Annotated in this window: 10 protein-coding genes; 6 read left to right on the forward strand and 4 right to left on the reverse strand. The window is 58.1% G+C overall.

Annotation, left to right across the window (positions count from 1 at the left end; genetic code table 11):
* The first annotated feature begins 70 nt into the window (after positions 1-70).
* From nuoL to IE087_RS13745, 6 genes are read left to right on the forward strand one after another with little or no spacing between them, the layout of a single operon-like run.
* Complete coding sequence (gene nuoL / locus IE087_RS13720; RefSeq protein WP_189369899.1) at positions 71-2,137, forward strand: NADH-quinone oxidoreductase subunit L; 2,067 nt, start codon at positions 71-73, stop codon at positions 2,135-2,137.
* Positions 2,137-3,678 carry an NADH-quinone oxidoreductase subunit M gene (locus tag IE087_RS13725; RefSeq protein ID WP_189369900.1) on the forward strand — a complete coding sequence of 514 codons (1,542 nt, stop codon included), beginning with the start codon at positions 2,137-2,139 and terminating at the stop codon, positions 3,676-3,678. Before nuoL ends, IE087_RS13725 begins: the two co-directional genes overlap by 1 nt.
* 48 nt (positions 3,679-3,726) lie before the next feature.
* Positions 3,727-5,163 carry an NADH-quinone oxidoreductase subunit NuoN gene (nuoN, locus tag IE087_RS13730; RefSeq protein ID WP_189369901.1) on the forward strand — a complete coding sequence of 479 codons (1,437 nt, stop codon included), beginning with the start codon at positions 3,727-3,729 and terminating at the stop codon, positions 5,161-5,163.
* Between the two features lie 54 nt (positions 5,164-5,217).
* Entirely contained in the window at positions 5,218-5,967 is a 750-nt protein-coding gene (locus IE087_RS13735) for a biotin--[acetyl-CoA-carboxylase] ligase (RefSeq protein WP_189369902.1), read from the forward strand.
* A 13-nt stretch (positions 5,968-5,980) separates the two neighbouring features.
* Positions 5,981-6,754, forward strand: a complete 774-nt coding sequence (locus IE087_RS13740) for a type III pantothenate kinase (protein WP_189369903.1) — start codon at positions 5,981-5,983, stop codon at positions 6,752-6,754.
* Positions 6,755-6,758: 4 nt separating this feature from the next.
* Positions 6,759-8,429, forward strand: coding sequence for a ribonuclease J (locus IE087_RS13745; RefSeq protein ID WP_189369904.1), 1,671 nt, complete (start codon positions 6,759-6,761; stop codon positions 8,427-8,429).
* Between the two features lie 542 nt (positions 8,430-8,971).
* Here the strand turns inward: IE087_RS13745 and IE087_RS13750 are convergent.
* The 4 genes from IE087_RS13750 to IE087_RS13765 form a co-directional block, all read right to left on the reverse strand.
* Complete coding sequence (locus IE087_RS13750; protein ID WP_189369905.1) at positions 8,972-10,414, reverse strand: DEAD/DEAH box helicase; 1,443 nt, start codon at positions 10,412-10,414, stop codon at positions 8,972-8,974.
* Between the two features lie 123 nt (positions 10,415-10,537).
* Positions 10,538-11,473 carry a glycosyltransferase family 2 protein gene (locus tag IE087_RS13755; protein WP_189369906.1) on the reverse strand — a complete coding sequence of 312 codons (936 nt, stop codon included), beginning with the start codon at positions 11,471-11,473 and terminating at the stop codon, positions 10,538-10,540.
* The gene (locus IE087_RS13760) at positions 11,470-12,207 is read right to left on the reverse strand and encodes a hypothetical protein (protein ID WP_189369907.1); all 738 of its coding nucleotides are present in this window, start codon (positions 12,205-12,207) and stop codon (positions 11,470-11,472) included. The genes IE087_RS13755 and IE087_RS13760 overlap by 4 nt, the downstream gene beginning before the upstream one ends.
* Before the next feature lie 4 nt (positions 12,208-12,211).
* Entirely contained in the window at positions 12,212-13,810 is a 1,599-nt protein-coding gene (locus IE087_RS13765; RefSeq protein ID WP_189369908.1) for a peptide chain release factor 3, read from the reverse strand.
* Positions 13,811-13,924 lie beyond the last annotated feature (114 nt).

Genomic DNA, 13,924 nt, shown 5'->3' on the forward strand with positions numbered 1-13,924 from the left:
CGCAGCGGCCGTGCTGTACTTTGCATGGCCTGACGTTGCCGCAACCAAAGAAGACAAAGGGTAGCGCACAATGGAAACCATCATCCTCTTTGCCCCTCTGGTTGGCGCACTGCTGTGCGGGTTCGGCTGGCGCATCTTTGGTGAAACAGCGGCCATGTGGATTGCCACGGGCCTGTTGTTACTGTCGGCCATTCTGTCGTGGATCGTGTTCCTGACCTTTGACGGCACGACCGAGCAGATCCAGATCTTGCGCTTTATCGAAAGCGGATCGCTCAGCACCGATTGGTCCATCCGCCTCGATCGTTTGACAGCCATCATGCTGATTGTGATCACCACGGTGTCGAGCCTCGTCCACCTTTATAGCTTCGGCTACATGGACCACGACCCGCAATGGAAAGAGGGCGAAAGCTACAAGCCGCGCTTCTTTGCCTACCTGTCCTTTTTCACTTTTGCGATGTTAATGCTGGTGACGGCGGACAACCTTGTTCAGATGTTCTTTGGCTGGGAAGGTGTGGGCGTCGCCTCGTACCTGTTGATCGGGTTCTACTATCGCAAGCCATCGGCCAACGCGGCGGCCATCAAGGCCTTTGTGGTGAACCGTGTTGGAGATTTCGGTTTTACGCTGGGTATCTTTGCACTCTTTTTCCTTACCGACTCCATTAAGTTCGACGATGTCTTTGCTGCCGCACCCGAATTGGCGCAGACGCAGTTGTCCTTCCTCTGGTCGGAATGGAATGCCGCGAACCTTGTGGCCTTCCTGTTGTTCATTGGCGCCATGGGGAAATCGGCGCAGTTGATCCTGCACACGTGGCTGCCTGACGCGATGGAGGGCCCGACACCGGTGTCGGCCCTGATCCACGCCGCGACCATGGTGACCGCGGGTGTCTTTCTGGTCTGCCGCATGTCGCCGCTGATGGAGTTCGCGCCCGAGGCGATGGCCTTTGTCACCGTGTTGGGGGCTTTGACTGCATTTTTCGCTGCGACCGTCGGTTTGGTACAGACCGACATCAAGCGCGTGATCGCCTATTCGACCTGTTCGCAGCTTGGCTACATGTTCGTGGCTGCTGGCGTTGGCGTCTATTCGGTCGCCATGTTCCATCTGTTCACGCACGCGTTCTTCAAGGCGATGCTGTTCCTTGGTGCGGGCTCGGTCATCCACGCGATGCACCACGAGCAGGACATGATGAACTACGGTGGCCTGCGGAAGAAGATTCCTTACACCTTCTGGGCCATGATGATTGGCACGCTTGCCATCACCGGTGTGGGCATCCCGTTAACGGGGTGGATCGGTTTTGCAGGGTTTGCGTCCAAAGATGCAGTGATCGAAAGCGCATATGTCGGATCGACCTTCGCATTCTGGGCGCTGGTCATCGCGGCGCTGTTCACGTCCTTCTATTCCTGGCGTCTGATGTTCCTGACCTTCTACGGCACGCCGCGCGGCGACAAGCACACGCACGAGCACGCGCATGAAAGCCCGATGGTCATGCTGATCCCTCTGGGCGTGCTGAGCCTTGGCGCGATCTTTGCCGGTGCAATCTGGTATGGGTCTTTCTTCGGCAAGCCGAACGAGGTCATCAAATTCTTCGGTGGTCACTACGAAACGCCTTCGGAAGAGATCAAGAAAGCTGTGGCAGAACGCAGCCCCAAAGCCTCTGAACTGAAATACGTGATGGAGGATGGACCGGGCGAGGCCGGTATCTATATCGTGCCCGAGAACACTGTGCTGCACGAAGCCCATTACGTGCCCACATGGGTAAAGCTGTCGCCGTTCGTGTCGATGCTGCTTGGGTTCGTCGTGGCCTTCTGGTTCTACATCAAGAACCCGTCGCTGCCGGGCCGTTTGGCCGAAAACCAGCGCCCGCTCTACCTGTTCCTGAAGAACAAGTGGTACTTTGACGAGCTCTACGATTTCATCTTCGTGCAGCCCGCCATGTGGATTGGCAAGAAGCTGTGGAAGAAGGGCGATGGCGACGTAATTGACGGGACCATCAATGGTGTGTCGATGGGCATCGTACCCTTCTTTACCCGCCTCGCTGGCCGCGCGCAGTCCGGCTACATCTTTACCTATGCCTTCGCCATGGTGATCGGGATCGCGGTCCTTGTCACTTGGATGACGCTCAGCGGAGGAGCGAACTGATGGACAACATTCTTTCCATCACCACGTTCATGCCCGCGCTGGCGGCCCTGATCCTGGCCGTGTTCCTGCGTGGTGAAGATGAGGCTGCGCAGCGCAACGCCAAGTGGGTGGCCATGGCCACTACGGTGATCACCTTCATCGCGTCGTTGTTCATCCTGTTTGAGTTCGATCCGAACGATACCGGCTTCCAATTTGTAGAAGAAGGCACGTGGATCATGGGCCTGACCTACAAGATGGGGGTCGACGGTATCAGCGTTCTGTTCGTAATGCTGACCACCTTCATCATGCCGCTGGTCATTGCCGCGTCGTGGTCCGTGACCGACCGGGTCAAGGAATACATGATTGCCTTCCTGCTTCTGGAAACGCTCATGCTGGGCGTATTCATGGCGCTGGACCTGGTGCTGTTTTACCTGTTCTTCGAGGCCGGTCTGATCCCGATGTTCCTGATCATCGGCATCTGGGGCGGGGCGAACCGTATCTATGCAAGCTTCAAGTTCTTCCTCTACACCTTCCTTGGCTCGGTGCTGATGCTGGTGGCGATGGTCGGGATGTATGCCGATGCGGGCACCACCGACATCGAGACGCTGTTGAACCACCAGTTCGGGACCGAGACGTTCAGCCTGCTGGGTATTCAGATCGTGGGCGGGATGCAGACCCTGCTGTTCCTCGCGTTCTTTGCCAGCTTCGCGGTCAAAATGCCGATGTGGCCGGTGCACACATGGCTGCCTGACGCACACGTGCAGGCCCCTACGGCGGGTTCAGTTGTGCTGGCGGCCATCCTGCTGAAGCTGGGTGGCTACGGCTTCATCCGCTTCTCCATCGGCATGTTCCCGATCGGCTCTGACGTGATGGCGCCGCTGGTTCTGTGGATGTCGGCCATTGCCATTGTCTACACCTCGCTTGTCGCGCTGGTGCAGGAGGACATGAAGAAGCTGATCGCCTATTCGTCCGTTGCGCACATGGGCTTTGTAACCATGGGCATCTTTGCGGCCAACCAGCAGGGGCTGGATGGTGCGATCTTCCAGATGCTGTCGCACGGCTTTATCTCTGGCGCTCTCTTCCTTTGCGTCGGCGTGATTTATGACCGGATGCACACGCGCGACATCGACGCCTATGGCGGTCTGGTGAACCGGATGCCGGCCTATGCGCTGATCTTCATGCTGTTCACCATGGCCAATGTGGGCCTGCCCGGCACCTCCGGGTTTGTCGGTGAATTCCTGACGCTGATGGCGGTGTTCCAGGTCAACACCTGGGTTGCTGCGGTGGCGACCACCGGTGTGATCTTCTCAGCCGCTTATGCCCTTTGGCTGTACCGCCGGGTGGTCATGGGCGACCTGATCAAGGAAAGCCTGAAATCGATCACGGATATGGGCCGCCGCGAGAAGGCGATCTTTGCGCCGCTGGTGGTGATGACGATCCTGCTGGGTGTTTATCCTGCGCTGATCCTCGACATCATAGGGCCTTCCGTGGCTGCCCTTGTGACCCAATACGATACGGCACTGGCCGCGGCCGAGGCCGCGACACAGTTCGCCGAAAACTAAGGACACGTTCTTTCATGTCCTACCACTACGTTACTTGAGGACGTTTATATGTCTGCTGATCTGACCATCATCCTGCCCGAGATCCTGCTGGCCGTTTTTGCCATGCTGGGCCTGATCGGGGCGGTCTATACGTCCAAGGACGGCCTCGCGTCACCGTTGCTGTGGGCCACATCCGCCGTGTTCTTGGCCGTTGCCGCCTGGATCGGGTTTTCGGGCGAGGGGACGAATGTCGCCTTTGGCGGCATGTTTGTGGATGACGGATTCTCGCGCTTTGCCAAGGTGACGATCCTTGTCTCCGCCGCTGCCGTGTTGTTGATGAGCGAAGGCTATATGTCCCAACGCGGCTTGCTGCGCTTTGAATACCCGATGCTGGTGGCGCTGGCCGCGGTTGGCATGATGACCATGGTGTCCGCCGGTGATCTTATGGCGCTCTACATGGGCCTCGAATTGCAGTCGCTTGCGCTTTACGTCGTGGCATCGCTGCGTCGTGACAGCGTGAAGTCGACCGAGGCGGGGCTGAAGTATTTTGTACTGGGCGCCCTGTCTTCCGGTCTTTTGCTCTATGGCGCGTCGCTGGTTTATGGCTATGCAGGCACAACGCTGTTCTCGGGCATCGTGCAGGTAGCGGAAGAGGGCGTGTCGCTTGGCCTGCTCTTTGGCCTTGTGTTCCTGATGGCAGGGTTTGCGTTCAAGGTGTCCGCCGTGCCGTTCCACATGTGGACGCCGGATGTTTATGAGGGCTCGCCCACGCCAGTCACGGCCTTCTTTGCAACGGCGCCCAAGATGGCGGCCATGGCCCTCTTCGCTCGTGTGATGCACGACGCCTTTGGCGGTGCAGTCGCTGACTGGCAACAGGTCATGGCGCTGCTGTCCGTTCTGTCGATGTTCCTTGGGGCATTTGCCGCCATTGGTCAGACCAACATCAAGCGACTGATGGCTTTCTCGTCTATTGCTCACATGGGGTACGCCCTCATGGGATTGGCGGCGGGCACCGTGCTGGGTGTGCAGGCGATGCTGGTCTACATGGCGATCTATGTGACCATGAATGTCGGCACCTTTGCCTTCATCCTGATGATGGAGAAGGACGGCCAACCCGTTGTCGAGATCAGTGCGCTCAGAATGTATTCCAAGCGTGAGCCGGGCAAGGCGCTGGCAATGCTGGTGTTGCTGTTCTCCCTTGCTGGTGTTCCGCCGATGTTGGGTTTCTTTGGCAAGCTCTATGTCCTGCGCGCGGCCTACGAAGGCGGGTTAGCATGGTTGGCCATCGCGGGTGTGATCGCGTCGGTGATTGGCGCCTATTATTATCTGCGCATCGTCTTTTATATGTACTTTGGCGACACGGATGAAGAGCGCTTGAATGGCGGCAAGTCGCCCATCCTGTGGGCCATGCTGATGGGGTCGGCTGCCGTCATGGTGCTGGGGATCATCAACATGTTCGGTGTCGAAGGGGCTGCGGCTTCGGCTGCGCTGACCTTGGTGAACTAGGGCGCATTTGGCAAACCGACCCTTCGGGGAGGATTTTTTGGAAACAGGGAAGTCATGACCGCTTGGCCCGCAGGATATGGGCGACGCGTGTTGAGTTCTGTGGATTCAACGCTGAGCGAAGCCGCGCGTATTGCGCCGGATCTGGCTGGGCCTGAATGGCTTTTGGCACTTGAGCAGACTGCAGCGCGTGGGCGGCGCGGGCGGGCTTGGGCGATGCCGGTTGGGAACTTTGCAGGCACGTTGGTGTTGCCGTTGGACGAAGCGCCAGGGCAAGCCGCATTGCGGTCCTTTGTGATGTCGCTGGCCCTGCGCGATGCGTTTGTAGCTGCGACCGGGCGCGAGGATGTTTTTGCGCTTAAGTGGCCGAATGATGTGCTGCTGCGCGGTGGTAAGGTAGCCGGTATTTTGCTTGAGAGTGTTGGCCGTGGCGCGCGGGTCACTCACCTGGCAATTGGCGTAGGCGTGAACCTGGCGGCGGCACCTGACGCATCTCAGGTCGAAGAGGGCGCACTGCTGCCCGTGGCGCTCAAGTCGACGCTCGGGACGGATATCTCGCCGGAGAGTTTCCTGGATTTGCTGGCGACGGCCTACGCGCGCTATGAAGATCAGTTTCGCACCTATGGCTTTGACCCGATCCGCACCGCCTGGCGTACCCACGCTGCCAAAATGGGTGAGGTCATCACGGCTCGTACCACGCGTGACACATATGTGGGGACCTTTGTGGACGTGGACGGCGATGGGCAACTTGTTCTAGAGACGGCCAAGGGCCGGATCACCATTCCGGCGGGCGACGTCTTTTTCTGAAAAGGGGCATGTGATGCTTCTGACAATCGATTGCGGCAACACGAACACGGTCTTCTCGATTTGGAACGGGACGCAGTTCCTTGCCACGTGGCGCACCTCGACCGAATGGCAACGCACGGCCGATCAATACTATGTCTGGCTATCGACCCTGATGGAGTTCCAGAAGCTGGATGTTGAGATAACGGATGTGATTGTCTCGTCCACGGTGCCGCGGGTTGTCTTTAACTTGCGTGTTCTGTGTGACCGTTACTTCAATTGCCGTCCTTACGTTGTCGGCAAACCCGATTGCCTGCTGCCCGTGCAGCCACGGGTGGATGAAGGGACGCAAATCGGGCCGGATCGCTTAGTCAATACGGCGGGGGCCTATGATCGCTGTGGCGGCGATCTGATTGTTGTGGATTTTGGCACCGCGACCACCTTTGACGTTGTAGCCTCGGACGGTGCCTATGTCGGCGGGGTGATCGCGCCGGGTGTGAACTTGAGCCTTGAGGCCCTACATAGTGCTGCAGCTGCGCTGCCACATGTGGACATCACCAAGCCGCAAGCCGTTGTGGGGACCAACACGGTCGCCTGTATGCAGTCTGGCGTCTTTTGGGGTTACGTGGGCCTTGTCCGTGAGATATGTGCCCGAATTAAAGCGGAGCGCGACCGCGAGATGCGCGTGATTTCGACCGGGGGGCTGGCCCCTCTGTTTCAACAGTCCGAAGCGCTGTTTGATGACTTTCAAGATGATTTGACGATGCATGGCCTGACGGTCATCTATCGCTACAACAAGGAAAACAACTGAACTTATGAGCAGTGAACGTTTGATCTACCTGCCCCTTGGGGGGGCGGGTGAAATTGGCATGAATGCCTATGTTTACGGTTATGGCACCGAAGATGCCGAGCGGTTGATCGTTGTCGACCTGGGCGTGACCTTTCCCGATATGGACAGCACGCCCGGTGTGGACCTGATCCTGCCCGATATCACCTGGTTGGCTGAGCGGAAGGACCGCATTGACGGTATCTTTGTTACGCACGCCCACGAAGACCACATCGGTGCCGTCGCGCATACTTATGGCCAGCTTGGCGCGCCGATCTATGCGCGACCTTTCACGGCCAACATCGCGCGGCGCAAGATGGATGAGCATGGGCACCCCGAGGATGCAGTGCGGGTGGTCGCGGGTTGGCCGGACCAAGTGCAGGCGGGACCGTTCAAGGTGGGGTTTCTGCCGATGTCCCACTCGATCCCCGAGAGTGCTGCGTTGATCATCGACAGCCCCGAGGGCCGTTTGATCCATTCGGGCGATTTCAAACTGGACCAAACACCTGTTGTCGGAGAGCCGTTTGATCCCGACCTGTGGGCCGAGGTCAGCAAGGATGGGGTCAAGGCGCTGGTCTGCGACTCGACCAACATCTTTTCCCCGCATCCCGGACGATCCGAGATTTCGGTCGGGCCCGAAATCGAAAAGCTGGTGCGTGGCCACACCTCAGGGATCGTGGTCGCCACAACATTTGCGTCCAACGTTGCGCGGGTCAAAACACTGGCCGAGGCCGGTGAACGGGCAGGGCGGTCCATCGTGTTGTTGGGGCGCGCCATGCGTCGGATGATTGAAGCGGCGATTGAAACAGGTGTGCTGACCGACTTTCCGTCTGTTGTCAGTCCGGAAGATGCCAAGAGCATTCCACGCGAGAACCTGATGCTACTGGTTACGGGCAGTCAGGGGGAACGGCGTGCGGCATCGGCCCAGCTGGCGAATGGTAAGTACATGGGGTTGGAGCTGAAAGAGGGAGATCTGTTCCTGTTCTCCTCCAAGACCATTCCGGGCAACGAACGTGGCGTGATCCGTATCATCAATCAATTGTCCGAAAAGGGCGTGGATGTGGTGGATGATTCTTCGGGCCTGTATCATGTTTCAGGTCACGCCAATCGGCCTGACCTTGAACGCCTGCAGGACATCGTGAACCCTCAGATCGTCGTGCCCATGCACGGCGAACACCGGCACTTGCGGGAACATGTCAAGCTGACCGAGAGCAAGGGGCGCACCGGTGTGCTGGCGGTCAACGGGATGATGATTGACCTAAGCGGTAATGCCCCGAAGGTTGCAGAGTACATCGAGACCGGGCGGACATATCTGGATGGGTCCGTGCAGATCGGTGCGCTGGACGGTGTGGTCCGTGACCGTATCCGCATGGCATTGAATGGACATGTGCTGGTCACGCTGATCCTGGATGAAGAGGATGAGCCACTTGGTGAGCCATGGTGCGAGTTGATGGGTCTGTCCGAGGCCGGGCGCAGCAATGCCGCGCTGGTTGAGGTTCTGGAAGAAGATCTGAGCCAGTTCCTTGGGCGCGCGGATGCCAAGACTTTGCGTGATGATGACAGCTTGATCGAAGCGTTGCGGCGGATCGTGCGCAAGTCAGCGCAGGACGAGATCGGTAAAAAGCCGGAAGTGACAGTTGTGATCAGCCGGATGCACTAATGCACACACACTACCGCGACATTCTTGACCGTGTTTCTGACCCAGTCCTGTGGTTCGATGAGGCAGCGGTGCCAAGGTTCGAACCGTTTTCGCCAAAGCTAACGGCGAATATCTATGCACAGGAGGCAGTGCTCGTACGTATTGAATGTCAAGGCTGCAGGACAGAGTTTGATGTAGCTTTCACCTCGCCTGCAGCGTCAAAGCCAATAGAGCCGGATGACACGCGCTACCGGAAATACCCTCTACTGCAGGACTATATTTCCTCACGAAAGCTGCACTATGGTGACCCTCCAAATATTCGATGCTGTGCGGCTGGTGCCAGCATGAACAGCATTCCAAAGACAGTTCTTGAATACTGGGTCAAGCCTTATGCCTTGGGTGAAGGCTTAGGGTGTAGTTGGCCGAACCGACTAGACCTTGAGAACCCAAAACATGTTGAGCGCGCGCGCAAAGGTGATCTGATTTTGGCCCCGGGTTCAATGCAGTTCCGCCGAAATCCCGCGTTCGAGGGAATTGACCTTACTCCGGAATGGGCAAGCTAATCAGCTTGCCATACGCTCTTCAAAACTCAGGCCGATAAAACTGGGCGTGTGATCCCCCAACCCAACCACTTTGTTGCCACCGCGATCGTCGCGGGACGACCGACTGCGGCTGGAGGATGAGCGGCTGCGCGATTTCGATGAGGTGTCTTCGCGCGGCGTTTCTGCCTTGGTTTCGGTGGTTGCTTCGACCGGTGCTTCGGTTTTCGGTTCGGACTTTGACCGTGTCGACCGGCTGCGTGTCGACTTTGGTTTTTCTTCCGCATCCGATGTCTTTGAAGCGGCAGGTTTGGACGACTTCACCGGGTTGTCGAGGCGTGGGATTTCTTTCTGGATCAGCTTTTCAACTGCATCGAACTGCTTTTCATCGCGGGGCACACATATGGTGATCGCTTTGCCCTCGCGGCCAGCACGGCCCGTCCGGCCGATACGGTGCACGTAATCCTCGGGGTGGCCGGGAACGTCGAAGTTGAACACATGGCTGACCGACGGAACATCGAGACCGCGCGCTGCCACGTCGGAGGCCACAAGGATGCGCAGTTCACCATTGCGGAACCCGTCCAGCGTACGTGTCCGTTGCGACTGGTCCAGATCACCATGGATCGGTGCCGCGTCATATTTGTATTTTTTCAAAGACTTGGCGACGATATCCACATCCGTCTTGCGGTTGCAAAAGATGATCGCGTTGGTCAGTTTTTCACCTTCGACATCGATCAGGCCACGCAACACCTTGCGCTTTTCGGATGCCTCGCGGTCCTTGCGTGACCCTTTGAACATCACGACACCCTGTTCGATCGTCTCGGATGCGGTGGCCTGACGGGCCACTTCGATACGTTCCGGGTTCGACAGAAAGGTGTTGGTGATGCGCTCAATCTCGGGCGCCATGGTGGCGGAGAAGAACAGCGTTTGGCGGGTGAAGGGCGTGAGGCCAAAGATGCGTTCGATGTCGGGAATGAACCCCATGTCGAGCATACGGTCGGCTTCGTCCACGACCATGACCTTCACGTCGTTCAGGATCAGCTTGCCGCGCTCGAAGTGATCGAGCAGGCGGCCGGGCGTGGCGATCAGCACATCGACGCCTTTGTCGATCAGCAGGTCCTGCTCTTTGAAGCTGACGCCGCCAATCAGCAGCGCCTTGGTCAGCTTTACATGCTTGGCATAGGTGTCGAAGTTTTCGGCCACCTGCGCCGCCAGTTCGCGTGTCGGGCACAGCACAAGGCTGCGTGGCATACGGGCGCGGGCGCGGCCACGGGCCAATGCGGTGATCAGGGGCAAGGTGAAGCTGGCAGTTTTCCCGGTCCCGGTCTGGGCAATCCCCAAAACATCGCGCCCGTCAAGGGCTGCCGGAATCGCACCGGCCTGAATAGGTGTTGGCGTTTCATAGCCAGCTTCATCGATGGCTTTCAGCACCTTGGGATTCAGGTTCAGATCAGAAAATTTTGTCATGTATGTCCGTTGGTTGCGGACACTGACTTGGCCCGCGGCGTCTGATGATGTCAGCCCGAGTGGCCCAGAGGGGGCACCGTGCCCCGACATGCTGCGCGTCCATAGCAAAGGCGCTGCTTCGCGTCAAACTGCGGCATTCGGGAAATGCCGTGCCGTCATTGCGTCAAGGTTCAAATCCACCTTGCGCAAAAGCCCTTTGGCTTCCAAACGGGCACGCAAGTTCGGGCCGTCGCCGATCACTTCGTCGTAGAACGCACGCAACCCGTCTTCGCCTTCGGTTGATTGCAGGTGCTTGAACAATTGGTGCAGTGTCTTTCCGCCGCGTTCGGCAGGCAGGGCAGGCTTGAGTTCGGCCCGGTAAGACCCCTTTTCCAGCCGATACAAAAAAGTGGTCCGCCACGCCTCCCACGATGTTGCATGACAATGCGCAAGCGCCATCTCGGACAGTTCAGTTGCGTTTGGAAGCATTTGATCGTCCTGAAACGCGTTGTGTATGCGGATTTGTATATCTGGCTGTCCGGTGCGCACAAAAACCTTTCCCGCAACGTGGCTGAGGAACCCGCCAGTCAGGTAGTTTCCAAAGGTGGGGTAGAGCGCACGCACGGTTTTTGCACGACTGGGTCCTGGCGCTACAAATGCCTTGAACGCGTTTTGTGATCCGCCAAGCAGTTCCATAGGGCGGATGCGGGCGTTGAGGTGGTTGCTGTCCAACCCCTCCAAACGCTCTGAGACGGAGTGGTTGCCTGTGACGATGAATTCGTCGACGTCCATGTGAATGAGCCAATCAACCTCTGCCCGACGATGATAGGCATGTGTCGCGTTCATCGTTTGGCGCAACTGATGCTTGGCAGGACGTCGTCCGTACAGTTTACTCCAATAGGTAGCGTCGCATATCTGGACCCGCACCTTTGGATGCTGCTTGAGCGGTGCGAAGGCTGCCTGATTGTCGTCATCAAGATAGATGTAGAGGCGATGGGCCCCCAGTTCGATATGATACGCTGCAAAGCGCAGGATGTCCGCCGCGGGCGCCAGAATGGTTGCGGACAGGCCCCAGGTCATATCTTGTCCTTGTAGGCCTGCATCCGCGCAAAGATCGTTGCCTTATCTTCCATCAGCATGTGTAGCATTCGCATGGCGAGAGGGCGGATCGTGGCATCCCGTTCTGCCAGTTGCCAGAACCGTGCGAGCATCACCTTGTCCGCGTCCCCGTTCTCTATGGAATAAGGGGGCATGCTGAGCCCCAGCGGGGGACGCCGTTTCAGACGCACAAACTTTGATTTCTCGTTACCCGGTTTGCCGGTTGAACGGCGTTCACTGTCGTGCAGTTTGACGAGGTCAAAGAGGGTAGACAGCCCCATACCAAGCGCCCGCTGATCACCCGTCTCACCACAATCCGCAAACGTGGTGGCTGCCGAAATCAACCAGCGCACATTTAGCGTCATTGCCAGCGCGTGACCTTCTTCGCGCCACATACGAAAGAACAAGGGCATCGCGCCCGCGGGTGGGGTGTTGCGGCGCGACATGGCAATCAAAAGCGCGTGCAAGAGCAGTATTTGTGGCGCGCCTTCGAATTCCATCTGTAAACCCAGATGCTTATGCCGAATGTCGTACCGCGGAACATCGGAAAAACTGAGCGTTGTCGCCGGGACCTTTGTATCCCAAAGCACCTTGAGATCAGTATCGACCGGCGGCACCAGATCAGCCGCGTTCTCGAAGGGGCGTTGCCGTTTCTCGAGGAATTTCATCAGGCCGGCATACCCACCACGGTGGATAGGAGTGTCGTCCGCTCCCATGACCCTAGACCATCATTTCCTTGGTTGCGCTGAGTGTTACATCCGGATAGTCACGTGCGACGCGGTCAATATCCCACTGCAAACGCGTCAGGTAAACGATGTCGCCATCGTGGTCATGGCTGATGTGTTGTTTGTTGCTTTCCGTAAACTTATCAACGGCTTGCTTGTCGCCGCTCACCCAACGAGCAGACGTGAACTGCGATTGTTCGAAGCGCACGGGCAAGCCGTACTCCAGCTCAATTCGGCTGGCGAGCACTTCGAATTGCAGTGCACCCACCACGCCCACGATAAAGCCCGATCCAATGGACGGTTTGAATACTTTGGCCGCCCCTTCCTCGGCAAATTGCATCAGCGCCTTTTCCAGGTGCTTCGCTTTGAGAGGATCACCGGCGCGCACGCCTTGCAGTAGCTCGGGGGCAAAGCTGGGGATACCTGTAACACGCAAAGCTTCACCTTCGGTTAACGTGTCGCCGATGCGCAGTTGGCCGTGGTTCGGTATGCCGATGATGTCGCCCGCCCAAGCCTCTTCCGCGAGTTCGCGGTCGGAGGCGAGGAACATGACAGGGTTTGAAATCGCCATGGGTTTCTTGGACCGTACGTGGGTCAGTTTCATGCCGCGTTTGAAGTGGCCGGACGCCATGCGGAGGAAGGCGACGCGGTCGCGGTGCTTGGGATCCATGTTGGCTTGCACTTTGAAGACAAAGCCGGAGACCTTTGATTCTTCAGGGGAAATCTGGCGCGGTTGGGCAGACTGAACCTGGGGTTCTGGCCCGTAATTCGCAATCCCTTCCATCAATTCTTTGACACCAAACGAGTTGATGGCGGAGCCGAACCAGATGGGGGTCAAAGTGCCTTGCAGCATTGCTTCGGCGTTCAGCGGCGGCAGCAATTCCCGGGCCATTTCCAGCTCTTCGCGAAGCTGGTTCAACTGCGCTTCGGGCACGTGTTCGGCCAGTTTGGAGTCATCCAGGCCGTTGATTTCAATGCTTTCGGCAACTTTGTTGCGGTCAGCGCGGTCCATCAGTTCGAGCCGGTCGCGCAGGATGTCGTAGCAGCCGATGAAGTCGCGACCTATGCCGATGGGCCAGGACGCGGGGGTCACGTCGATCGCCAGGTTTTCCTGAATTTCGTCAATGATCTCAAAGACGTCGCGGCTTTCCCGGTCCATCTTGTTACAGAAAGTTAGGATCGGCAGGTCACGCAGGCGGCAGACCTCGAAAAGCTTTTGCGTCTGGCTCTCCACACCCTTGGCGCCGTCGATGACCATGATGGCCGCGTCCACTGCCGTGAGCGTGCGATAGGTGTCTTCGGAGAAGTCGGAGTGGCCGGGTGTGTCGACAAGATTGAACCGGAACTCTTTGAAATCAAAGGACATCGCCGAAGCGGAGACAGAGATGCCGCGGTCCTTCTCCATCGCCATGAAGTCGGAGCGGGTGCGGCGTGCTTCGCCCTTGGCCCGGACCTGTCCGGCCATCTGGATGGCTCCGCCGAACAGCAGGAACTTTTCGGTCAGGGTCGTCTTGCCCGCGTCAGGGTGCGAGATGATCGCGAAGGTGCGGCGACGGGCGATTTCGGGGGGCAATTCAGGGCGGTTATCCAACATGGGCGCCGTATATCCGGCGTCTCAAACCGGGGCAAGCGTGGCATGTTCTGAGGCCAGCAGCAGGGTGCCATCCCCCGTGCAGCATCCGTACACCCCCTGTGCACCCCCAACGCA

This window comes from Tateyamaria omphalii, assembly GCF_014651375.1.
Taxonomy (GTDB): Bacteria; Pseudomonadota; Alphaproteobacteria; order Rhodobacterales; family Rhodobacteraceae; genus Tateyamaria; species Tateyamaria omphalii.